We start from the raw sequence: 23,488 nt of genomic DNA on the forward strand, positions 1-23,488 counted from the left end.
GTTTGTGAGATTCTGTGCAAAGGTACTTACCTGCCGAGCAAATAAATAACCCTATTATCCACGCTTATACCCCTGTTGTGTTTATATGCGAGCAAATTGTTGTTTTGGGGCAGTGTAATGCTTATTGGGGTTATTTTATTCCTGTTTGTTGCTGTACTTTTGCAGCAGAAAAAATCAAAACGACACATCATATATATGGATAAACAAAAAGTCAGACCTCTTGATGAGGAACGGGAGAGCCGCAGCCTGCTCTCCAATGCAGTGGTCATATTGCACCTTATTTTAGGTACACTCCCTATACTGCTGGTAGTGTGGGCAGTGAACAAGCTGATGAATGGCACACTCTCTCCCTTAATAGTTTGGGGTATTGGAGGAATAATGATACTATTTGCAATGCTTCGAGGCGTATTCTATGGAACCTCAATTTGGCGGGCACACCGGTCGGCTTACAATGCCCTTACACGATTGAGGTTGCGTATCATAAGTCATCTGCAACGCTTGCCGCTCGGTTTCTTTCAAGAACGGAAAGTTGGCGACTTGGTGAATATTATCAACCACGATGTGGAACAAATTGAAATTTATTTAGCACATGGATTACCCGAAATCCTTTCGGCTACGCTTTTTCCTGCCTTACTCTGGGTAATTATTATGGTGTTGGACTGGCGTTTGGGGCTGTCGCTCATTTCTCTTTTGCCTGTAGCATTTCTTCTGCAAATGGCTGTCAAAACACTTTGGGGAAGGAGCTTTCAACACTTTATGGAAAGTACGCAAAAAATGTCGGAAGACCTTTTGGAATATGTGGCTACCATATCGGTAATCAAAGCCTTCAGTAACGAGGAGAACAGAACGAAACGGGTACTTGATGGTATGCGCGACTACATCCGTTGGGTAAAGCGGAGCATGTTTAGCGTTACTGTTCCCATGACATTGATAACGATGTTCTTGGAAGGTGGTATCGTGGTAATGACCCTTATTGGACTATGGATGATGAGTTCGGGCGAATTAACTGTAGCCCGTTTTATTCTTGCCCTGATATTGGGTGGATTGTTCTCGTCCTCTTTTGCTAAGTTGGCAACATTCCAACATTTCCGAATCGTCTATGGTCAGTCGTTGGCAAAAGTACAGTCCATTACAGAGGTACAGACAAAGGAAACTGCTGACAAGAAAACGGATACGACACAAACGGATGTTTGTTTCGAGCATGTTACATTTTCCTATCCAAACAAGGAAGACAATGCGCTGAAAGATGTATGTCTTCAATTTCCGAAAGGAAGTCATACAGCTATCGTCGGCGAATCCGGATCGGGAAAAACCACACTGGCAAGTCTGATGATGGGGTTCTGGCAACCTCAAACAGGTACTATCCGACTAGGAGGAGAGAATATTACGGAACTCTCCGAACGTAATATCGCTGATTATTTTTCGATGGTACAGCAGGAGGTTTTTCTCTTTAACACAACTATTCGGGACAATATCCGTATAGGAAAACCTACCGCCACACAAAAGGAAGTGGAAATGGCAGCAGAGCGTGCTCATATTCATGATTTTATCATGGGCTTGCCGAATGGTTATGATACGCTGGCAGGCGAAGCCGGCGTAAAATTCTCTGGCGGAGAAAAACAGCGTATTTCCATCGCCCGAATGTTGCTCAAAGACTCTCCAATAGTTATTCTCGATGAAGCCACTGCCGCATTGGACGGAGAGAATGAGAAACTCATCCAAGAAGCTCTTGATGAATTGCAGCGCAACAAGACCGTCATTACCATTGCTCACCGTCTCAATACTATTCAGGATATGGAGCGTATTGTTGTGATGGACAAAGGGCAGGTCGTGTCGAAGGGAACACACCAAGAACTGATGAAAGACTGTTCTCTGTACCGCAATATGACGGAAACGCAAGAACAAGTAAGTAAATGGCAATTAAAAGAAGAGGAGGAATAAGAATGGTACGCAATATACTGAATGAATTGACCGCTAGCGGAGTTCGGCATCTAATTATCTCCGCACTGTTTTTCGTGGTTTATGCCCTTTGTGGCACGGCGATAATGCTCACAGTCTTGTTTCTCATCGACCGTCATATACAAGGAGAAAGCATCTCTTTCATTTCGGCAGCATGGGTACTCGGTGGTCTGCTGGTCTTGAAAACCATATCCAATGCCATTGCCGATATGAGTAAGCATTTTGCCGGATTTGATCTTGTGGAACGTATCCGCGAGAAAATCATATTGAAATTGAAAATGTTCTCACTCGGTTTCTATACCAATGAGCGTCTGGGAGAGATAAGTACAGTCATTCACAAAGACGTTGATAATATGGAAATGGTAGTAGGACATCTATGGACACGGATGTCTGCCGACTTTATTGTAGCTCTAATACTCGGTATTGGACTATTTTGCGTGGATTGGCGCATGGGATTGACAATGGTAGCCATTCTCCCCATTGCCCTATTTTCTCTATATCGGGGTATTCGCTCGGGAATGAAAGCACAGGAGGAATCACAGAATAATCTGGCAGATATGGTCAGCCTCTTTGTTGAATATGTCAAGGGCATCCCAGTTTTGAAAGTATTTGGAGGAAAAGGAATGTTCCGTGACAGACTCGACCACTCTGTTGGTGAATTTGGAGAAAGCAGTAAGAATACTTCTCGTTTGGCAGCTGTAAGTGTGGGCAGATACACTTTTCTGATAGAATTGGCTTTCGCTCTGATGGCTACAATCGGTCTTTGGTGGACACAGCAGGGGGAACTTTCTCTTTTCGCTTATTTAATGTTTATCATCGTCTCAAAAGAATTCTACAAACCTTTTGTCAATATGGAGAATCATTGGTTGAATTACATCAAGGTAAAGGACAGCTACGGACGCATTTCCCATTTATTGAATGCCCCTGTTATCACCAATCCTGAACAGCCGAGAACAGCAACCCGTTTCAATCTTTCTTTTGACAAAGTGGGATTTCATTATGAGACAGAAAGTTTTGAGATGAAAAATCTCACGTTCCATGTTCCCGAAGGAACGGTAACGGCACTTGTCGGATCGTCAGGTTCTGGTAAAACAACCATTACCAGCCTGTTACTCCGTTTCTGGGAACCGCAGACCGGCAGTATCCGTATCGGTGGTATAGACATTCGAGAAATGGACTATGATTATCTGCTCGGTAAAATCAGTGTAGTGATGCAAAATGTTATTCTCTTTTCAGATACCATTGCCAATAATATCAAAGTGGGCAATCAACATGCTACGCAGGAAGAAATCGAAGAAGCAGCACGTAGGGCGATGATACACGACTTTATCATCAGCCTGCCGGAAGGTTATGAAACAAAAATCGGAGAAAACGGTTTGGGTCTATCCGGAGGTCAGAAACAAAGGCTTTCAATCGCTCGTGCGTTCCTCAAAGATGCTCCCATCATTCTTTTGGACGAGATAACGAGCAATGTTGACCCTGTCAATGAATATAAGATACAACAGGCAATGTCTGCCCTTATCCGAAATCGCACAGTCTTGGTCATTGCCCATCATTTGCAAACCATCCGTAACGCTAATCAGATTATCGTGATGGACAAGGGACAACTTGTAGAGAATGGAACGCACGCCGAACTCGAAGCAAAAGGCGGAGTGTATTGCAAACTATTGTCAATGCAATAACCTAATCAATGAAAAATATGGAGGTATGGAGTTTGAGCCATACCTCTTTTTTTGCCACTTCCATCCATATCGACGCCACAAGTACGCAGTTATCTCAAACCTCTAACATACACGGTTTCTTTGGTTTACTTTTGTCCGTGCACCGCTGTTGGTGCCATTAAATACATTATAATATGGACGAAAAAATCAAAGACCAAGAAGTCCTTTTGGTCAAGGATCAGAAAGACGAGAATCTCAAAGCCGTCACAGGTACGGACGAGAAAGGCGGACTGAAAACCGTTCCGCCCACCGCCGAGCATGAACAGAGCTTCCTGAAGTTCGACAAGCACAGCAATGCGCTGGAAAACTTCCTCTCCAACTTCATGCGTCAGTTCAAGCATCCCACACCGCTGAACTTCTTCAAAGTCCCCTTTGAGAGTGCCGTTGCCAGTGCCCGCGTACTCTTGGAGATGCTCCAAGCTCCGGATGTTCCCTCCAATAAGGAGATGCTGGACTCCGCCCGTGTCAATCCCTCAGACTATACAGGAGAGCAGAAGCAGTCCTTCCAAGGCATTGACCCCGACAAGGTGAAGTGGGAGCAGTTCGAGCAGATGGGTGTAAGCCGTGAGAGTCTCGAAAAGGGCAAGCATCTTGATGACCTACTTCAATACCGCAAGACTCCACTTATTCCCATCGCAATCAAAATCGGAGAAGTCTCCCTTTACACCGATGCCCGTCTTTCTCTGAAAGCCTCCGGAGACGGTACATTTATCCCCGTTGTCCATGCCATCCGCAAGGAGCCGCAATTGGAGCGCGAGTTCTTCGGGCATACCTTCACCGACGAGGACAAGAAAGCCCTCAGAGAAACGGGCAATCTCGGTCGCACCGTGGAGCTGACCTTCCCCGGCAAAGAGGAGCCGACCCGCAGTTTCGTGAGTATTGACCGCCTGACGAACGACATCATCGCCCTGAGTGCCGACCGGGTACGCATCCCCGATGAAATCAAGGGTGTGAATCTGAGCGATGAGCAGAAAAAGGAACTGTCAGAAGGCAAGAGTATCTATGTGGAGGGTATGACCTCCAAAACGGGAAAGCATTTCAATGCCAACCTTCAATTCAATGCCGACAAGCGGTCGATTGAATTTCGTTTCGGCTCTCTCAAACAGGAACAACATCAAAGACAAGCCCCCGAAGGGCAGGGACAGTCAGAGCAGAAAGAATTGCGTGTCCCCAAGAAGATGCTGGGACGTGACATCTCTCCCGAAGAGCAAGCGAAACTCAAAGCAGGTCAGACGGTCTATATGACCGGGCTTATCGACAAGAAGGGAGAGCCTTTCAATGCCTATGTGCGTCCGAACTTTGAGAAAAACAAGTTCGACTTCCTCAAATGGAACCCCGACAAGTCCCAAGCCAAAGAGATTACTCCCGACAATGCTTCCCGCACGCAGGTCGCTGTCAATTCCGAAGGCAAGACCAATGAGGCTACCAAGCATGTGAAGGAGCCGCTCAAGCAGGGACAAACAGAGCCTACCACGGGGCAGGAACAAAAGCAAGAAGAGAAAAAGCGTTCCAAGGGAATGAAAATGTAATCCGCCACCACTAATATCCAAAAAGTAAGAACAAATGAAAGTCATCATAGCAGAAAAACCGAGCGTAGCTCGTGAAATCGCCCGTGTCGTTCGGGCAACCAACAAGAAGAACGGTTATATTGAAGGAGGCGGCTATGCCATCACTTGGGCACTGGGACATCTGATAACGGCAGCCATGCCCGAAGCCTACGGCATCAAGGGTTTCCACAAAGAGAACCTGCCGATTCTTCCTCCCGTCTTTACCCTTATTCCCCGTCAGATAAAGGAGGGCAAAGGTTATAAAACCGACGCTGGGGCAGTCGCCCAATTGAAAGTTATCGAAAAACTATTCCGAGCGTGCGAAGGCATTATCGTAGCCACCGATGCAGGAAGGGAAGGTGAGTTGATCTTCAGGTTCATATACGAGTATCTCGGCATTGCCAAACCTTTTGAGCGACTATGGATCAGTTCCTTGACGGACAAAGCCATCAAAGAGGGGCTTGCCCGTCTGCAGAACGGAGCGGCGTATGACAATCTCTATTATGCCGCCTATGCCCGCAGCGAAGCCGACTGGTTAGTGGGCATCAATGCCACCCAAGCCATATCCATTGCAGCAGGACGAGGCACTTATTCATTGGGCAGGGTGCAGACTCCGACCCTCTGTATGGTCTGTTCCCGTTTCTTGGAGAACAAGAAGTTCGAGCCACAGCCATTCTGGCAACTCAGCCTTGCCGTAAAGGAAGGTGATGAGAGTTTCCGTTTCTCCTCCGCCGACCGCTGGTTCGATAAGGCAGAAGCCACCGCCCTGTATGATAAACTCAAACAGGCTCCTTATGCCACTGTAGAAACGATTGTGCGCAAGGAGACCAAGCAGGAACCACCGCTTCTGTATGATTTGACCACTTTACAGAAAGAAGCGAACAGCCGGTTCGGCTATTCGGCGGAACAGACCCTTTCCTTGGCGCAGAAACTCTATGAGAAGGCATACATCACCTATCCTCGCACGGGCAGCCGATATATTCCCGAAGATGTCTTTGCCGAAATACCTGCCCTGATAGCCTTTTTACACGACCATCCTGTCTGGGGTGTCCAGGCCCGCCGACTGACCGAACTTAATGCGCATTCGGTGGACAGCAAGAAAGTGACCGACCACCACGCCCTGCTCATTACGGGCAAGAAGCCGATAGACATGTTCGGAGAGGAAGTAGCCATCTACGATATGATAGTCGGACGTATGCTCGAAGCCTTCTCCGCCCGTTGCGTGAAAGATGTCAGTACGGTTACTGCCGCCTGCGAGGATGTGAAGTTTATCCTCAAAGGTGAAATCATCAAGGAAGAGGGTTGGCGTGCCGTCCTCAAAAACAGCAGAAAAAAAGACAAGGAGCAGGCAGAAGCCGAAGAACGGAAAAGTCGGGAGAATGGAGAAGGCATCATCATCCCCCAATGGGAGGAAGGCGGACAGCTTCCGCTCTGTGCCTGTTCGCTGGCACAAGGAACGACCAAGCCCAAGCCCCTGCACACGGAAAGTTCGCTGTTGGCAGCTATGGAGACGGCAGGTAAGGAATTGGAGGACGAGGAATTGCGTGCGCAGCTCAAAGATTGCGGTATTGGCACACCCGCAACCCGTGCCGCCATCATCGAAACCCTCTTTGCCCGTGAATACATGGTGCGCCAAAAGAAGTCGCTCGTCCCTACTGAGAAAGGACTTGCCGTCTATTCCATCGTCCGAGAAATGAAAATCGGCAATGCCGAGATGACCGGACAGTGGGAAGCGGACTTGGCGAGAATCGAACGGGGAGAATTGAAAGAGTGGGACTTCCGCAAGGGCATCGAAAGCTATGCCACACAGATTACCGACGAACTGCTCTCTTCCAAAATCCTCTTCCCCAAGAAACAGAGCGACATCCATTGTCCCAAATGCGGTAAAGGAACACTGGTCTTCTATCCCCGATGTGCCAAATGTTCCGATCCAGATTGCGGTCTGACCCTTTTCCGCAGCGTGGCAGGCAAGAACCTCACGGACGAGCAACTGACGCAGTTGGCGGTGAACGGGGAGACAGGCATCATCAAGGGCTTCACCTCCAAAGCGGGTAAGAGCTTTGAGGCTTCGCTCTCCTTGGACGGGGAGTTCAAGACGGTCTTTGTCTTTCCCGAACGCAAGAAAACGGGCAAATCCCGAAGGTAAATCCCCGTAATTTGCTAATTTTGCCACTGAATGATGCGGTCATAAACAATCATCTTGTTTTTACTGCGGATTTTAGTGGTGGCACTCGGCGGGGACGTCGGGTGCCTTTGCATTATAATGTCATGCCCTAAAAGACACCGGAGAGCCTCTCTTTCCAAACCGGACGACTGAAAGGCAAAAAGCTTATAAGCTTTCTCTCAATTACTCCTAAGCTTTTGTCCAATTACTTAGGTGCTTTTCAGGGCAACTCAAAACATTCACTAAAATCATAGATATGACAGCCATTCATTTTTCATACTACGAGCTATCCCTGCTCTCTTTTCTTCGGGAAAGCCATCCCGAAAAAGCCGATGACATTCCTTTTATCAAGGAACGTGCGGCAGCCGCTTCCGAAGCCTATGCCGAAGCCTTCGATGCCGGTCTGCCCATAGCCGAATGTATCGGCATCGCCAATAAGACACTCTATGCGGGTCTGCACTTCTCCCGCCACGATACCATCTCTTCCGTTCTTTGGAACGAGTTCTCTGCTGAAGTGCCGCTTGAAGCTGTCAGGGAGACCGCCATCCGCCTGCGCCCGCTCTTAGAAAGCATCTTCTCCAAGTATTCGATTTCAGACGAGTTCGCCTATATGCCCGAATACAACTCCCTCTATACGGAGATTACGGGGTTTGTTCAACTAAAACTCGAAGAAGATGGCAAGTTATAACAAGAAGGAGCATCTAAAGGCGAACATAGAAGCCATCAAGACCATTTTTGCCCTGCATCGGGAACAGCGCACAGCGACACCCGAAGAGCGTACGATATTGGAAGCCTATACGGGCTTCGGCGCATTGAAGTGTATCCTCTCTCCTGCCAACACGATGGAGGACATCGCCCGATGGAACAAGTCGGAGTTGGAACTTTTCCCCTTGGTGATGGAACTGCATCGCACCATTCGGGATAACACCACCTCCGAATCGCAATACAAGAGCTATATGCAGAGCCTGAAGAACTCCGTGATGACCGCTTTCTATACTCCTGCGCCCGTAGTACGGGATATTGCCGCTTCCTTACGGGAGGCAGGCATCGTCCCCCAACGCATCCTTGACCCTTCAGCGGGAATGGGCGAGTTCATCCGCTCTTTTGACGGCATTGCAGCCGAAGGGCATACTACCTTCGGTTTTGAGAAAGACATTCTCACGGGACAGATGCTCTCCGCTCTGCATCCCGAAGACAAGATACGCATCCGGGGCTTCGAGGAAATCGAATCCAAGTTCGGAGGTTATTTCGATGTGGTCAGCAGCAACATTCCTTTCGGAGATGTGGCCGTCTTCGACCCTGTTTTCAGCAAGACGGACGAACCTGCCCGAAAGGTCGCCCGCATGTCCCTGCACAATTACTTCTTCGTCAAGGGGGTGGATATGCTCCGTAAAGGCGGTGTGTTGGCATTCATCACCTCTCAGGGAGTTATGAACGTCCCGACGAACGAGCCGGTACGGGAGTGGCTGATGAACCATACCCGACTTGTCTCGGCAGTCCGTCTGCTGATGAATTGAAAATCGGTGGACACTCCTCGACAAATCCCAAAACCAAGATGTTATTCCCAACCTATATCTTCATTTTTTAGGATATGATTATAATCCTTATTTTAGAAAAATTCGACTATTGATATTGCTATCTTTGCGGCTTATAATAAAAAGGACTATCTTTGCATACGGTAAAACCACAAACTATATCTTAAGCTTTAGAAATAATGAAAGAATTTGATATCTTCTTCTCTTGGCAGAGTGATTTGCCTGGAAAAGAGTATAAAAATTATATTTGGAGAGAGTTAGAAAAAACTTGCAAGGAGTTGGACACGGAAGAGATGAAAGTAACTCCAACCGAAAGTACTCGCGGCAATGCAGGAGCTGTTGAAATTAAAGATACGGTATTGTCTAAGATAGCCAATTGCCAGATATTCATTTGTGATGTGTCTATCATTGGGAAAATCAATGATAAAGGAACATCGAATCCTAATGTTATGTTTGAACTTGGATACGCTGTTTCTTGTTTGGGTTGGGAACGTATTGTTTTGGTTTTCAATGAAGCATCGGGGAAGATTAATGATTTGCCTTTCGATATTAGAAATCATAGAATACTATCTTATAATACTAATAAACAGTTAAGTTTGAAAGAACCAATATTGTCTATCGTAAAGCAATACGATGATTTAGAGGGAAATTTTCTTAAAAGCCCAGCATTAAAGTTTGATATTCAGATTTTTAATAAACGCTGTTCCGTTGTATCGGAAGACGAGTTGATAGAAAGCATTAAACACTCCATAAATAATGCGGGTTATTCTAAATATTATTTTAATATTTGGGACAAATTATGGTATACTTATGAAAATGATGAAAGACAGAAATTCAGAGATAATGAAATACATAATGCTTACTCTTCTTTTGTAAAACATTTACAAAACTATTGGTTTGTGCTAAATAGCATAACAGGAAATCCTGAACATCGAGGCGAATATTACGAAGATATGAGTAAAGAAGAAAAGGAAGAAGAAGATAAAAGAGTATGGTATAAGTTGAAAGACTATTATGCACTTGGATATGACGATGACAAGGCAGAGGAATTACATCAAAAGGATTGGAAAAAGTTTATGACAGCATCAAAAGATGTTCTCCCCCAATATGATATATTCAGAACACTGATAAGGAAGAAATTATTTTTGTAGATACTGATGAAATCTCCATAAAATGAGGGCAGTCTATGAAATGAAAAGTTTGAGAGGCTGGCAAACTTTTCATAATAGAGTTATGCTTCGAAGGGTTTTCTTTGAAGAAGCCTTTTCAGAACTAATAGAAGGTCATCAAAAAGATACCGAGCAATCTCACAATCGCTCGGTATCTTTTTTCGGATTACTCGGTATCTTTTGGGCAATAAATCGGATACCATTTGCGTTGTAAGTATAAGAAGTGTCTTCTGCAAGCGAAATCCTCCGACTTCGGAAGATATAACAAAGGGGGAACAGTATTGAATTATGGCAAATAAACCACTGCAATTCGTTCTTATGGAACGCAAGATGAATGTCGGTCCTCAGGCTGGAAAGACCGTACAGGTTGCCCACCCTACGGGCAGACATCGTGTGGATTTCCGCAGTTTTTGCGAGCGTGTGGCAAAGTCCACCACGTTCAACCGTCAGGAAGTGGAAGCCGTCTTGAACTACGCCACGGAAATTGCACGTGACATCGTGGCAAACGGCGACATCGTGGAGTTCGGCGATTTGGGTACATTAAGCCCTTCGTTCAAGAGTAAAATCGTACCACAAGGCGAGGTCTTCAACGTGCAAAAGCATATCGAGAAGCCTGTCGTGCGGCTTTCGCCCTCGCGCAAGTATTTTACACTTACCGATGTTACCTACGAGCAGACGGAGCCAAAGGCTAAGAAAGGTACGAAACCGAATAATGGCAGAAGCGAGGAAAATCCGTGATTTTATTTAAATGACGGAGCGATTGCCTGCAAAGGCTGTCGCTCCACTTTCTTTTACAATTAAGTAATCATCAAAATAGAAAAATATATGGCAAGAGCGACAACAAAGACAGATTTGATAACATCTTCCAACGGACAATTTGAAAAAATGTGGAAGATTATCGATGGTATGAACGAAGAACAGCAGACGGCAACTTTTGCAGATGAAATGGCTACGGCAGGCAAGGAAGCACACTGGGGCAGGGACAAGAACCTGCGAGATGTGCTTGTACATCTGTACGAGTGGCATCAATTGCTGTTAGATTGGGTACAAGCCAATAGTAACGGCAAGCATAAACCCTTTCTTCCCGAATCATATAATTGGAGAACCTACCCTGCAATGAATGTGGAGTTTTGGAAGAAGCACCAAATCACACCGCTGACGGAAGCAAAGGCAAAATTGAAAGAGAGTCATAAAGCAGTAATGGCATTGATAGAGAATTACTCCCATGATGAACTCTTTGCCAAAGGTGCATTGGATTGGACAGGTACTTCTCCACTCGGTTCTTACTGTGTTTCGGTAACTGCGAGCCATTATGATTGGGCAATGAAGAAGATAAAGGTACACATCAAAATATCTAAGAAATAACACAAAAATATTTAGAATAGAATTATTCACGATTATAGCGTGAATATAAAAGTCATACAATAAAAGAGTTTGCCACGCGCTAATGTAGCAAACTCTCTTTTGTTTAAACCTACATACCCCCTTTATCGTAGCAATCTGTTACACAATAAGCTTCATCGAACAGCTCAAAAACAACCGTATGGGCAGCCGTACCATTGATGAGGGAAGTATGGACGAGAAATCGGGTATGAATTTTTCCGAATACGTCGCCATCCTCTCCGGAAATACCGACCTGCTGGAAAAGGCAAAGTTGGAGAAGAAGATTGCCGGCTTGGACAGCGAGCGGCAGGCATTCATTCGCAGTAAGTCATCCTCCCGAAGCCGATTGGACGAAGTTATGAGAACGGTGGACGGAAACAAGGAACTGATTGCCCATTTCCAAAGCGACTGGGACTTGTACCAAAGCCGTGTGCAGAAGGATAAGGAGGGCAATATCCTCAACCCGATAACACTCAAAGGGGTAGAAGGAAGTGACCCGAAACGCATTGCCGCCAAGCTCGCGGAAATCAACGAGAAAGCCTGCACACGGGGAGAGTATTTCAATATCGGAACACTCTACGGATTTAATCTTGTGGTCAAGACGGAATCCTCCTCCAAAGTTTCGACCTTTCGCAGAACAAGTTCTTCGTGATGGGAGAAAGTGGAATGAAGTACAGCTACAACAACGGCAGGATTGCGGCAGACCCGCAACTCGCCAGTATGAATTTCCTGAACGCCTTGGAAAAGATACCCGGCTTGATTGAGAAGTTTCGGACGGACACGGAGAAGATAGCCAAGGATATTCCCGTATTGCAGGAGGTGCTGAATGGCTCTTGGAAAAAGGAAGAGCAGCTTAAAGACCTCAAAACGGAACTCGCTGCCCTTGACCGCAAGATACAGCTCTCCCTAAAGCCCATTGAGCAAGGAGATAGTCCGCAAGAGGAAGTGGAAATGATGCAGGATGGCGAAGGAACGAGGGAGGAAATGGAGCGGTCACGTCCGATTGAGCCGACTGTCGCCGCCCCCTCCGTCAGCACCTCTGCGGCTCAAACCGACAGACCGTTGGAAAGCAGCGGGCAGAGTAGCTCCACTACACAGCCCTCTATGGACGGACTGCCGCCGTCTTTGGCAGAAAAGGTGTTTATCGTCAGACCGAAAATATAATCTGTAATGTTATCATCACATTCAAACAACAGCCCCCGACTTGTCATCACGACAAAAACGGGGGCTTTGCTGTTGCGTATAATCCGAAATTACGTGCCTTTGGGAGATCTCTTCCTTTTTCGTTTGAGGTTCTCCGTAAAATGGGCTTTCATAAAGGCAAGGATTTCCGACTCCAGATACCACGTCTTGTGATAGACAATCTGGAAAGGAAGCGTCCCCGATGCACGGTAACGTTGCAGGGTACGCTTACTCACTTGAAGCATCATGCACACCTCTTGGTTATCCAGCAGCGGTTCTCCATCTATCATCGGACGTTGGGGTATGTCGGCAGTCGTCTGTTTCAAGTCATCGAAACGCTTTATGATGCGTTCCATCCATTCAAGGAAAGTCTCTCTATCCAATAGTTCCATCCTTTATCCTCCTGCTTTTAAGTTCGAAGTTATGCCGTAGCTCTTTCAGGTTCTGAGGATTGCAGTACAAGTTCTTGTTTCGTATCGCCTCCTCGATGTCGTGCAGGTCATAGTAGCAACGTCCGTAGATCATCTTGTAACTGATTCTGTCCGCACTGCGCATACGCTGGAGAGTGCGTTTGCTGATGCCGAGTATCTCGGCTAACTCATCATTGGTAACAAGGCGGTTCTCATACTCTATCTTTGCCTTTTCCTCTTTCTCCACATACCAGAGGATTTTCTCTATTTTGCCCATCAGTTCGTGGTAGGCTTTGCTTTCGATTGTTATGACATCCATGACGCTTTGAATTTGATTATACTGCAAAGTTCGGGAGTTAAAATCGTCCGGATTGTATGCTAAATATGTACTGAATAGAGATTTTTCTGTCTGATTCCAAAAACCATACGACAAAAGTATCCATATTGAAGCCACAAGTACGCAGTAAGGGAAAAGCTGCTTTTGAATACTTACTCCGTAAGTACATTTGCACAAAGTGTAATCTTAAAACGAACAGAAATATGGAAGTAATAACAATCGAGAAGAAAACGTATGAAGCCATGATGGAACGTTTCCGCATTCTGACCGCCAAAGTCGATGCCCTGTGTCGGGAGTGTGACGAGAAGCGTATGGGCAGGTGGCTGGACAATCAGGATGTCTGCCAAATCCTGAACATCAGTTTACGTACCCTGCAAACTTACCGCAGCAACCGAATGCTGCCCTATACGCAAATAGGGTATAAGATGTTCTACAAGCCGGAGGATGTCGGGAAACTGCTCGAACAATCCTCCGCTTTATGACCAATGAATAGTATCACCACTAAATCCGATGTAAAATATGGACAACGATGTAAAGACCAAGAACAACGAAGAGATTGAATACTTTCTCAACGCGAGCGACCGTATGATAAAGGGAATTGATATCCTGCGGAAAAAGAACATACCTCTGCTTAACGGGCATCGCTATCTGACGGATGATGAATTATCCCGCCTGTTGCATATCAATCGGCGCACGTTACAGGATTATCGCAATATGGGGAGAATCTCCTTTATCAAGTTAGGCGGAAAGGTACTCTACCGGGAAGAAGATGTGGAAAAGCTGTTGCAGGAGAATTACCGTCCTCGGTTTGAGAAGCCTTGACGGAGAAACAGGCAGTAAGAAACTCTTCTCTTACTGCCTGTTCTCATATTCAGTTGTACCATCCACCTTTGCCGCAACACACAAGTAGCGGAGGACTTGTTCTCTTCTTTTCGGTCAGTCTTCCGATGATCCATTGACGAAAACTCTTGGCATGTGGAGAGGTAAAGCGAAACGCCAGCATCGTGATCATTTCAATATTGTATAAATCCACCGCCCCGCCCTTAAACAATAGCGTTTGCATCACCTCATCTTCTCTGAGTAAGCCCTCTTTGAAGATAGATTTGATGTGATTGTTTACCTTACCGGAGAATACTCCGAATAAGGCGGCAATTTCGCAAGCTGACATCCAAACGGGAGCTGTCGGGATATATACTTTTCCGTTCTCTCCAATGGTTATGATTTCTCTTTTCATAGCTCTCCTCCTTATTATATAGTGATCCCATTGAACTGCTCTATCTTACTCAGTTTATCGGAAAGTGCCGCCATGTCCCGACTTTCCTTTTCGTGTGTGATTTTGGCATAAATCTGCGTGGTGCGGATATTCGTGTGTCCGAGCATCTTGGAAAGGGTCTCGATGGGAACGCCGTTGGTCAGACAGATTTCCGTCGCCATAGTATGGCGGCTGGTATGCCACGTAATCTCTTTTTCGATACCGCAGAGTCCGATGATTTTCTTGATGTTCTTGCAGGCGGTAATATACTGCGGAACGGGTAGGAGGTAATCCTCCTTCGCCATGCCATCGTACTTCTCGATAATCTGCTTCGGAATGTCCAAAAGCATGATGTTGGATTCCACACCCGTCTTTTGTCGCTTGGTCATAATCCAGAGTTTACCGTCAAAGGAGGTTTGAAGATTGTCCTTGGTCAGGTTCTTCATATCGGTAAAGGACAAGCCCGTAAAGCAGCAGAAGACGTACAAATCCCGAACCAGTTCCATCGACTTGCGCCTGAACTTCAAATTCAACAGCCGACGGATTTCATCTTTCGTCAGATAGTCCCTGTCGGTACTTTCGGCAGATATGCTGTAATCCACGAAGGGGTCACGGACTATCCATCCGTGTTTTTGGGCAATGGTAATCATACGGCGTAGGGGCATCATGTAAATCCATACCGTGTTGTTACAGCATTGCTTTTCGGTGCGCAGGAAGATGTCGAAGTCGGTGATGAAAGCCGGAGTGAGTTCTTTTAACGCAATGTCGCTGACATGGTAGCGGGTCTTGATGAACTCCTCCAAATGTTTATAGACCGTACTATACTTGTGGTAGGTGGATGGGCTTCGCAAACCCGCATCTACCTGTTTGAAAAAGTCCTCATTGTGCTGGGCAAAGACTTTCAGCAGGGTTTCGTACCGCATTTCCAAACCCAAGAAAGCATTCTTCACTTTCTCGGCAGTGACATAGTTATCCCGCTCGGCTATCTCCTTGTATTTGGCATTGATGCCGACACGTATCTTGTCCAAAAAACGGTTGGTTTCCAACGCAACGGCACTTTTTCCCGAAGCTCTATTGCTCTTGATGTCCCACAAATCAGGATGGATATCGCATTTGCAACTGAACTGGGCAATGGTGCCGTCAATGGTGATACGACACATCACGGGAACGGAACCGTTCTTCTTGGGAGCGTTCTTTTTGAGGTAGAACAGAACCTTAAACGTACTACGCATAACTCTGACTTTTTACGGTTTACAAAACTATTCATTGTCAGGTTATTTGTTGCTATGCAAAATATTGTCGTTCAATGGTAAAGAAACAATCCGCAATTTATTTGCCTGTTTCTTTTCATCGACGTACCTTTGCAGGAGGTAATCCCCGAAGTTCAGGTCGGATTTTGTGCTGTTCGTTACCGCTTTTCCCAATCCTCACCTGCAAAGGAGGTGGTAATGTTTTGGTAACGCTGCTCTGTCCGAAGTAGGCATAAGCCTGTCTTTTGACGGTTTTCGGACAAATGGCTTAAAAATCAGAACTGACTGACTCACAATTCATTTACGCTATTTTGCCTTTTCTTGAACCTTGAGGATAGTTTTTCATCAAAAAATACTGCGGTTTTATGGAAAGCTATACCCTCTCTTTTAAAAAGGTGCGTACTTTTAACTGAAAAGGTATATACTTTTAATTAGAAAGGTATATACTTTTTCATAAAAAGGTATATACGTTTTAACGAAAAGGTATATACCTTTTTGAGGAAAGATACTGTTGTCTTTTTGATAAGGTGCTATTGTATCATTTAAAAAGTACTATCCCTTCATCAAAAAAGTACTATCGTTTTACCGGAAAAGTACTATCGTTTTACAAAAAACTGCTATCGTTTTCTCCGGCTCCTCCCATCATGTTTGAGAAAACGGTGCATCTTTCCCGAAAAAACAACCTCCGGTTATATATAATAAGGTACTTATAATCCGAAAGCCAGACTATTGATTTATGTCAATAAAAGCGCCTGTTTGCGCAAACAATCTTATATTTGCTTGCAGATGTTGTATTTCTGTCATACCTTTGCAACGTCTTAAGGAAACAAAAAGACATTTTAGGATAAACATAAAAAGTATAACAGGACCGAAAAGAAAAGGGTCCACAAACAAAGAAAGGTAAAAAGATTATGAAAAAGATGATTTTGACACTCGTTGCAGTTATGAGTATGACAATGGCTTTTGCCGAGGGTGAGAACACAAAGGCAGCCAACACGGTTGCTGCTTATGACATGACTGTTAACTATGGCAAGCTGGCTCAGGCCCTTGGTCTCTCAAGCGATCAGCTCGAAAGTGTGGAGGATGTACACAAAACTTTCTGCATCGAGATGATGAACGCAGCCAATGCCCCCAAGGACGAGCGTAAGGCTATGGTCGACAAAGCCATCGAGAAGAATCTCAAATACATGCACTACATTCTGAACAACAGCCAGTACAGCAAGTATCTTCTTCTTCTCAACACCACAATGAACAACCGTGGTCTCAACATGTAATCGGAATATTGAAGAGAGCATATAACAAAAAGCTGCATATCCACAATGGATATGCAGCTTTTTCGTTATGTTTCTTCTAACAAACTGCCTGGCGGAGCGGCGGAAGAAAGACTTTATAGCCTTCTCGGTTCCCTACTATAGCGCAGTTTTCTTCCTATGATTCATAGATCGCCTCCAAGTTCTTGATTTGGCGGGTAATTAGAAATTGCTGCTCGAACCGTTCGCGCGAATGGCGGGAATACGTATCCCGCAGCTCCTTGTCCTCAATCAAGGTGAGCAAAGTGTCTGTAAAAACATCGAGCTCGAGCGGAAGAAGCCTCCCGTTGTAGCCATCGGCGACGCAATCCATGTTCCCCCATACGTTTGAAGCCACGATTGCTTTCCCCAAAGACATCGCTTCTATGACGGCCAAAGGCAGACCCTCATAGCGTGACACCGTGAGGTAAAACAGGCAGCTCTTGACGATGGCCATCGTTTCTGCATGGCTCAACCACGGTTTCAGGATAACGGTGTCTTTTAATTGATACGCTTTGACCAGCGATTCTACGGCACCTAAATCGGGCGAATAGTAGCCGACGCCGAGCAAATAGAACTTGATTTCGGGATGTTTTGTATGAACTCGCTTGGCAAGCTCAACGAAAAACTGTGGATTCTTCTGATAAGAAGGCCGGCCGATATAGCATATTGCCGGATAATCCAGCGGAGCCGGTTCCACATCTGAGGCATCGGGAACCGCGTTGTTCCATACCATTGCATGCGAAGTACGATAACCCACCTGCTTGACAGCTATTGTTTTTTCAGAGTTCGAGCATGCCAATACAAAACTGTCAAACCTGCAAATGCGTTCAAAAAAGAGATAAATCTGCCGCTTTATGCCTGACTGGGCCGAAAGAAAGGAAAAGGCGTGCGGCGTATAGAAGGTCTTCTTTTTCGTCAACTTTCCCGCTATCCGGCCGATTACACCGCCTTTTGCGCTGTGGCAATGAATAATGTCAGGGTTCTCCTTGCGGATAATCCTAATCGTATCCAACAGACATCGCAGGTCTTTTTGCGGGTTCAAGGCCCTGAACATGTCTACATGATACTCCTTAACAACCGTCCCTCGCTTGACAATAGGCTTGTGATTGTCGGTCTTTCCCGTAACAATCACGAACTCAAAGCGGTCGTCAGTATATTCAATTACATTACGAATGTAAGAGTCGAGCCCGCCAATGAGCTGGCCAATCATCATTATTTTCATCGCTATTGTATTTGGTTTCTACTACAACAATTATTTTTTCACTACGCCACCGACAACTTTCCACGCCGTAGACTGTGATTATAGGACTTATTGATAATCGGTAACAAGAACCATAACATAAACATGTGGAGGCAATCCCCGATGCATGCCGCAACCGTAACGGCTAAAAAAGAAGCCAACAGTGCCCTTTTCTCCGGAATATCAGGCATCTTTTTAATCTTTTGAAGGAACGTTATCCAAAACAAAATGAAAAGAAATCCACCCAAAAAACCATAATTTCCCATGAACCCCAAGAACGTACTGAGGTAGCCGGTCTCACGGATTGCCTTGCCATAACCCGGTCCCATACCCCACAAAGGAGCCTCCATTGCATTGTCAACAGCCAGCTTCATGCCCTCGGAACGGTCGGCATCAGAGGCCGTTTTACCTGAAAATGCGACCTTGTCTATAATCCCGATTTGATTGACATACATTTGAAATTCATCGTTTGCTTGGTAAGATACAGCCACAAAACCTGCCAACGAAATGGTGAACATCAATAGAAAAAGCTTTACGCTGCGCCGTGAAAACAAGAAAACATGAACCATTGCTATGAAGACAAACGTCACAATGCCTGTCGTTGAAAATAGCGAAAACAGGCAATAGGCATAGCCCAAACAGACCAGAGCACGCTTCCTGCCCTTGAAATGACAAAGAGCAAATGGCAGAAGGGCATTGAGAAACTGGGCCGAAACGCCCGGTTCTTCGGTCGGGGCGGCCGTACTTGTCCAAATAAAGCGTGAAAAATAGTCGGTGTTCCCATTGTAACCGATGCAGAAATAATCGTGGATTTTAATCCCGAAGAAGTTGACAAGCACGGAATCTACAACGATAATTCCTATCAAAAGCACGCAACTGACAGCCAAATATTTAAAGCATAACACCACCGACAGATACTTTTCGACAAGTGATGAATAATAGAAATAAAGCAGAAAAAAGATGCCTAATGTCCCGATAAAGTTGGACATTAGCTTGGGTTGTGGGTGCCAAACCGAGTTTACGACAAAGGAAATCACGATGATTCCGATGAAGCAAACAAACAAAAGACGCTGTCTTTGCGTGTTCGATTGGAACACAATCAACTTGCTTTCACGATGAGAAAGGCTATAAATCGCATCTGAAACAAAGGCCAACAGCAACAAGATATAGCTGATGCGAAGGTACTCCGACAAGGCAAACCATACCGAAATGGGCGTGCATATCAGTACTCTGATGGCGAAGAAGCGAATGAGTTTATCCATACTTATATAGAATCATAAAGGCCAATCAAGCGGTCTGTCATGCAATGAATGTCGTATTGCTGCGCCCGTTCTAGCCCTTTTTCCACCATTTGTCGGCACAATATAGGATTGTTCATCACTTCCAAAATATGGTTTGCCAATGCTTTTGCATCGCCTACGTTAAACAACCGACCGACCTCCCCTACCACATCGGCCATTCCCGGCACCTCGCTTGCAATGACAGGTGTGCCACAAGCCATAGCTTCCACACACACCAAGCCGAAGCCTTCGAATACAGATGAGAGCACAAACACGTCGGATGCTTTCACGAAGCGGGCCGGTTCGCATTGATAACCCATGAAAAACGTGCGGTCGTTCACGCCGAAATCTACCACCAGTTGCTTCACTTGCAGCTGCATTTCGCCCTCTCCTATGAGCAAAAGCTTATAGTCTTCAGGAAGCATAGTCAAGGCTTTGAGCAATGTTTGATGGTCTTTTTGCGGATTGAAACGGGCTACCATGATGATGATTTTGTCATCGACGGCAATTCCTGCCGGAAGTTCCTGCCGTGGAACAGGCGTGGCTTTATGACACTTTTCAATGTCGACTCCGTTGCAAATCACCGTCAATTGCCGGTTATCCAACGCATAAACCCGTTGAAGAACAGCCTTAACAGCATCGCTGATACATATGATTCTCGCATACGATGCATACATTTTTTTATCCCAAAACCGCCAGAACCGAGAGTTGATCCGGCCATTCAAGGTGTTATGCTCATGATAAATAAGCTTACTTTTCATGCCCCACTGCTTCAACAGTGCCATGAAATAAAACGAAGGAAACAGATGTACGTGGACGATATCAAACGTGTGCTTTCGGAAAAAGGCAAATAATTTACACAAAAGCAGCGGATTATACACCGTTCCCCCACTCAAACAACACACCTTTATACCTTGTTTCCGCATAGCTTCCGTATAGACATCATGCCGTGAAGAGAGGCAGAGCACACTGATTTCGTGCGCATCATCGCTTGCCATACAGGCAATATCGCAGACCAATCGCTCTGCTCCTCCACTTGTCAAGCCGTTGATAACGTGTAGAATCTTCATCAATATAAAATGTTTTTGATGATGGATTTTACTACAACCAACGCATAATCTACATAATATCCCGGCGTTTTCTTCACACCACGAATGGTTGCTATCTCTTTGAACTGCAGCACATTGTTTCTTGCCGAGAACCCTCTTAGGTCGTAAACCGCCACAGGAACGGGCACATAATGAAAGCCGTAGCCCTGCTTGTAAAGCTGAAACACCATGTTATAATCGGCCGTCACCTTGAACTTTTCATCGAAACCGATGCGCTTTGCAGGCTCCGTTCTTACAAAAAGACTTTGATGACAGATGCCCATCGGCACATTTTTCTTCCGCCGTTGATAGAAAGGTGTCATCTTCAAAAGGCCCTTTTGACTCTCCGTATCACCGTAAACGATGCCCGTTTCGGGTGCAATCTCATCTTGAAACAACTGCTCGAGCGTCGTATCGGCATAGAAACGGTCGCCCACATTCATAAAGTTCACCCACGTTCCCGTAGCCAATTGCAAGCCTTTATTCATTGCATCGAAGATTCCTTTATCAGGTTCCGACACGATTTTCGCGATTTTATCGCTGTATTTTCGAATGATATCAAGCGTTTGATCGGTAGATTTTCCGTCAATAACAATATATTCTACATTCGAATAAGACTGATTGATGACCGACTTCAGCGTCTTTTCAATCGTCTTTTCTCCATTATAGCAAACAGTGATAATGGTTATCTTGGGTTGCATGATGTATTGATTTCTTTGATAATTCGGCATGGATTTCCGCCCGCAATCACGTTTTCGGGAATGCTTTTGGTCACAACACTGCCCGCAGCAATCACACTTCCTCGTCCAATAGTAACGCCTTTGAGAACGATAGTGCGTGCTCCGATGAGCACATGGCTGCAAATATGAATGGGCTTACAGACTGCAGTGTGTACGTCCATCGTTGTTTTTGTATCGAACATTTCGCCCGAATCACGCACGCGCCAATCGAGATTGTGGGCGTCACTATCCATGATGATGCAGTCTCCACCGATGTTTACGTAGTCGTCTATCACTATTTCGCGCTTTGCCCACAAGCAAGTTGACGACATACCCACATGATTTCCAATCTTGATTATCGTATCTTCGCGCTCCAAATAGATGCAACCTTTAATATTTCTGCATAGCGGATTGAAATTGTCTCCACTCGTCATGGTGAACGAATCGCCTATGGTTACGTTGCTTTTGGGGTGCACATGCAGATAAACATGATTGTAAATACACGCCCGTTTGCCCAACTTGATGCCATAAATGGCAAACTTGATGGGGTTCAATCTAAGCATAATGATTTGCACCAATTTGCGTTTGATGCGAAAGAAAAATGTGAGATGATGCATGAAAGTCATAACATGATGAACTGAAAGCACTGTTATTGCGTCGCAATATAGCTGAGATTAGCGTGTAATATAGCTGATATTAGCGCCTAATATGGCTGAGATTAACAAGTAATATGGCTGATATTGAAAGCGCATTAACTTAAATATAAGTTTGATAGACCTGTAAATGCTTCTTGCCTACCACGTCGGAACTGAAGTTCTGCTGCAGATAAGTTGTGGCATCTGCAATGAGTGGTTGAGCAATCTTGGGGTCCTCTGCCTTCAACATGGCCTGTAACAAGCTGTCAACACTTGTGACATCGCAGAGAATACCATACTTCCCTTGCCCCAAAACCTGCGGAACGCCTCCTGCATGAAGGCCGCCAATGACAGGAATTCGACGTGCCATGCCCTCTAAAAGAATGTTTCCAAAAGTCTCTTCCATAGCAGGATGCACCAGAACGGAGCAACCGTCTAACACCAAAATTACACTATCATGGTCAATACTGCCCCGCAGTTCCACTTGATTTAAGAGACCCTTGCCGCGCCATGCGTTCACTTTTTCCTCGTCATACGCACCAATCAAGAGGAGTTTCGTGTCGTGATACGTACGTAGTTTCTGAAAGGCTTGTAACAATTTTTCGATGTTTTTGCGCGGTTCGGTGATGCTTTGCGCAATCGAAACGAAAGTCGTCGTTGCGGGATAGTGTGTTCTCTCGGTGAGAATGAACTGTGATTTAATGCCGTTGAATAGCTTATGAGGGGTCAGTTGCGCACGATATGCCTTGATACAGGCGTAAGTATATTCGGAATTAGCTATAAAATGGAGATCGGAAGTTGCAAAAACACGTTTGAAGAAAAAACGGTTTACATGCCAATAAAGTTTATCTCCCAATCGCTTTTGCAACGGTATCTGATAAGGACACCAATCTCTGACCGTACAGAAACAGGGTTTTCCCCCTGCAAATTTTGTGATGGCATAGGCATATTCATAGGTCCACTGCGCATGAATCACATCAATATCATACCATCGTTTACCGATTTCCTTGCGTAAATTCCGCACAATATCCATGCGAATAAAGCGAATAATTATATTCTTTTTACGTGAGATGACCGTAAAGCGGAGCTGTTTTCCTTTGAAAAACAGATTTGAATTCGTGTTGTTTATATCATAAGTAAACACCTCAACCGTTTGTCCTAAGTCCAACAGTGATTGAATATGTGCATTCACAGAAGCCGCATTTCCATTGATATTGGGTGGATTTTGATTGCCGTTGAAATAGCTTTTAAACTCAAAAGGATTGGCCGGACCTACGATTGCAATGCGCATAAATAGATTTTTAGATAATAAACCTCGCAGAAAA

The 23,488-nt window shown here is 45.3% G+C and carries 21 protein-coding genes and 2 pseudogenes; 13 read left to right on the forward strand and 10 right to left on the reverse strand.

What is annotated here, in order from left to right:
* Positions 1–195 precede the first annotated feature (195 nt).
* The 10 genes and pseudogenes from HMPREF9944_RS02010 to HMPREF9944_RS12650 all read left to right on the forward strand — a co-directional run.
* The gene (locus HMPREF9944_RS02010) at positions 196–1,941 is read left to right on the forward strand and encodes an ABC transporter ATP-binding protein (protein WP_008564095.1); all 1,746 of its coding nucleotides are present in this window, start codon (positions 196–198) and stop codon (positions 1,939–1,941) included.
* 2 nt (positions 1,942–1,943) lie between these two features.
* A complete protein-coding gene (locus HMPREF9944_RS02015) occupies positions 1,944–3,641 on the forward strand; it encodes an ABC transporter ATP-binding protein (RefSeq protein WP_008564096.1) in 1,698 nt (565 codons plus the stop codon).
* Positions 3,642–3,814: 173 nt separating this feature from the next.
* Positions 3,815–5,209: a DUF3945 domain-containing protein gene (locus HMPREF9944_RS02020; protein WP_008564099.1), complete on the forward strand. Its 1,395-nt coding sequence runs from the start codon at positions 3,815–3,817 to the stop codon at positions 5,207–5,209.
* Between the two features lie 34 nt (positions 5,210–5,243).
* Positions 5,244–7,373 carry a type IA DNA topoisomerase gene (locus tag HMPREF9944_RS02025; protein WP_008564100.1) on the forward strand — a complete coding sequence of 710 codons (2,130 nt, stop codon included), beginning with the start codon at positions 5,244–5,246 and terminating at the stop codon, positions 7,371–7,373.
* Positions 7,374–7,647: 274 nt separating this feature from the next.
* A complete protein-coding gene (locus tag HMPREF9944_RS02030; RefSeq protein WP_008564101.1) occupies positions 7,648–8,079 on the forward strand; it encodes a DUF1896 family protein in 432 nt (143 codons plus the stop codon).
* Positions 8,066–8,905, forward strand: a pseudogene (locus HMPREF9944_RS02035) (SAM-dependent methyltransferase); the annotation flags it as partial. The gene HMPREF9944_RS02030 and the pseudogene HMPREF9944_RS02035, both read left to right, overlap by 14 nt.
* A 200-nt stretch (positions 8,906–9,105) precedes the next feature.
* Entirely contained in the window at positions 9,106–10,077 is a 972-nt protein-coding gene (locus HMPREF9944_RS12480; RefSeq protein ID WP_008564103.1) for a hypothetical protein, read from the forward strand.
* A gap of 306 nt (positions 10,078–10,383) precedes the next feature.
* A complete protein-coding gene (locus HMPREF9944_RS02050; protein ID WP_044113189.1) occupies positions 10,384–10,833 on the forward strand; it encodes an HU family DNA-binding protein in 450 nt (149 codons plus the stop codon).
* 87 nt (positions 10,834–10,920) lie between these two features.
* A complete protein-coding gene (locus HMPREF9944_RS02055) occupies positions 10,921–11,460 on the forward strand; it encodes a ClbS/DfsB family four-helix bundle protein (protein ID WP_008564105.1) in 540 nt (179 codons plus the stop codon).
* Positions 11,461–11,583: 123 nt separating this feature from the next.
* A pseudogene (locus HMPREF9944_RS12650) lies at positions 11,584–12,642 on the forward strand (DNA methylase); the annotation flags it as partial.
* An 89-nt stretch (positions 12,643–12,731) separates the two neighbouring features.
* Here the strand turns inward: HMPREF9944_RS12650 and HMPREF9944_RS02065 are convergent.
* The gene (locus tag HMPREF9944_RS02065; protein WP_008564108.1) at positions 12,732–13,052 is read right to left on the reverse strand and encodes a helix-turn-helix domain-containing protein; all 321 of its coding nucleotides are present in this window, start codon (positions 13,050–13,052) and stop codon (positions 12,732–12,734) included.
* Positions 13,036–13,389 carry a helix-turn-helix domain-containing protein gene (locus HMPREF9944_RS02070; protein ID WP_008564110.1) on the reverse strand — a complete coding sequence of 118 codons (354 nt, stop codon included), beginning with the start codon at positions 13,387–13,389 and terminating at the stop codon, positions 13,036–13,038. Before HMPREF9944_RS02070 ends, HMPREF9944_RS02065 begins: the two co-directional genes overlap by 17 nt.
* Before the next feature lie 221 nt (positions 13,390–13,610).
* On the opposite strand from HMPREF9944_RS02070, the gene HMPREF9944_RS02075 reads away from it, so the two are divergent.
* Both HMPREF9944_RS02075 and HMPREF9944_RS02080 read left to right on the forward strand, forming a co-directional pair.
* Positions 13,611–13,889: a helix-turn-helix domain-containing protein gene (locus HMPREF9944_RS02075; RefSeq protein WP_008564112.1), complete on the forward strand. Its 279-nt coding sequence runs from the start codon at positions 13,611–13,613 to the stop codon at positions 13,887–13,889.
* 37 nt (positions 13,890–13,926) lie between these two features.
* Positions 13,927–14,229, forward strand: a complete 303-nt coding sequence (locus HMPREF9944_RS02080; RefSeq protein ID WP_008564113.1) for a helix-turn-helix domain-containing protein — start codon at positions 13,927–13,929, stop codon at positions 14,227–14,229.
* A gap of 49 nt (positions 14,230–14,278) precedes the next feature.
* On the opposite strand, the gene HMPREF9944_RS02085 is transcribed toward HMPREF9944_RS02080, so the two are convergent.
* Both HMPREF9944_RS02085 and HMPREF9944_RS02090 read right to left on the reverse strand, forming a co-directional pair.
* Complete coding sequence (locus HMPREF9944_RS02085) at positions 14,279–14,641, reverse strand: hypothetical protein (protein WP_008564114.1); 363 nt, start codon at positions 14,639–14,641, stop codon at positions 14,279–14,281.
* A gap of 14 nt (positions 14,642–14,655) precedes the next feature.
* A complete protein-coding gene (locus HMPREF9944_RS02090; protein ID WP_008564115.1) occupies positions 14,656–15,891 on the reverse strand; it encodes a site-specific integrase in 1,236 nt (411 codons plus the stop codon).
* Between the two features lie 929 nt (positions 15,892–16,820).
* Between HMPREF9944_RS02090 and HMPREF9944_RS02095 the strand changes: the two genes are divergently transcribed.
* Positions 16,821–17,183: a hypothetical protein gene (locus HMPREF9944_RS02095; protein WP_008564116.1), complete on the forward strand. Its 363-nt coding sequence runs from the start codon at positions 16,821–16,823 to the stop codon at positions 17,181–17,183.
* A 154-nt stretch (positions 17,184–17,337) separates the two neighbouring features.
* On the opposite strand, the gene HMPREF9944_RS02100 is transcribed toward HMPREF9944_RS02095, so the two are convergent.
* The 6 genes from HMPREF9944_RS02100 to HMPREF9944_RS02125 form a co-directional block, all read right to left on the reverse strand.
* Positions 17,338–18,423, reverse strand: a complete 1,086-nt coding sequence (locus HMPREF9944_RS02100; RefSeq protein ID WP_044113192.1) for a glycosyltransferase — start codon at positions 18,421–18,423, stop codon at positions 17,338–17,340.
* A 41-nt stretch (positions 18,424–18,464) separates the two neighbouring features.
* The gene (locus tag HMPREF9944_RS02105) at positions 18,465–19,703 is read right to left on the reverse strand and encodes an O-antigen ligase family protein (RefSeq protein WP_008564118.1); all 1,239 of its coding nucleotides are present in this window, start codon (positions 19,701–19,703) and stop codon (positions 18,465–18,467) included.
* A gap of 2 nt (positions 19,704–19,705) precedes the next feature.
* The gene (locus HMPREF9944_RS02110; protein ID WP_008564119.1) at positions 19,706–20,791 is read right to left on the reverse strand and encodes a glycosyltransferase; all 1,086 of its coding nucleotides are present in this window, start codon (positions 20,789–20,791) and stop codon (positions 19,706–19,708) included.
* Complete coding sequence (locus tag HMPREF9944_RS02115; protein WP_008564120.1) at positions 20,791–21,510, reverse strand: glycosyltransferase family 2 protein; 720 nt, start codon at positions 21,508–21,510, stop codon at positions 20,791–20,793. The genes HMPREF9944_RS02110 and HMPREF9944_RS02115 overlap by 1 nt, the downstream gene beginning before the upstream one ends.
* A complete protein-coding gene (locus tag HMPREF9944_RS02120; RefSeq protein ID WP_244861097.1) occupies positions 21,495–22,091 on the reverse strand; it encodes an acyltransferase in 597 nt (198 codons plus the stop codon). The genes HMPREF9944_RS02115 and HMPREF9944_RS02120 overlap by 16 nt, the downstream gene beginning before the upstream one ends.
* 193 nt (positions 22,092–22,284) lie before the next feature.
* Entirely contained in the window at positions 22,285–23,454 is a 1,170-nt protein-coding gene (locus HMPREF9944_RS02125; protein ID WP_008564123.1) for a glycosyltransferase family 4 protein, read from the reverse strand.
* Between the last annotated feature and the right edge of the window lie 34 nt (positions 23,455–23,488).

This window comes from Segatella maculosa OT 289 (assembly GCF_000243015.1).
Lineage (GTDB): Bacteria > Bacteroidota > Bacteroidia > Bacteroidales > Bacteroidaceae > Prevotella > Prevotella maculosa.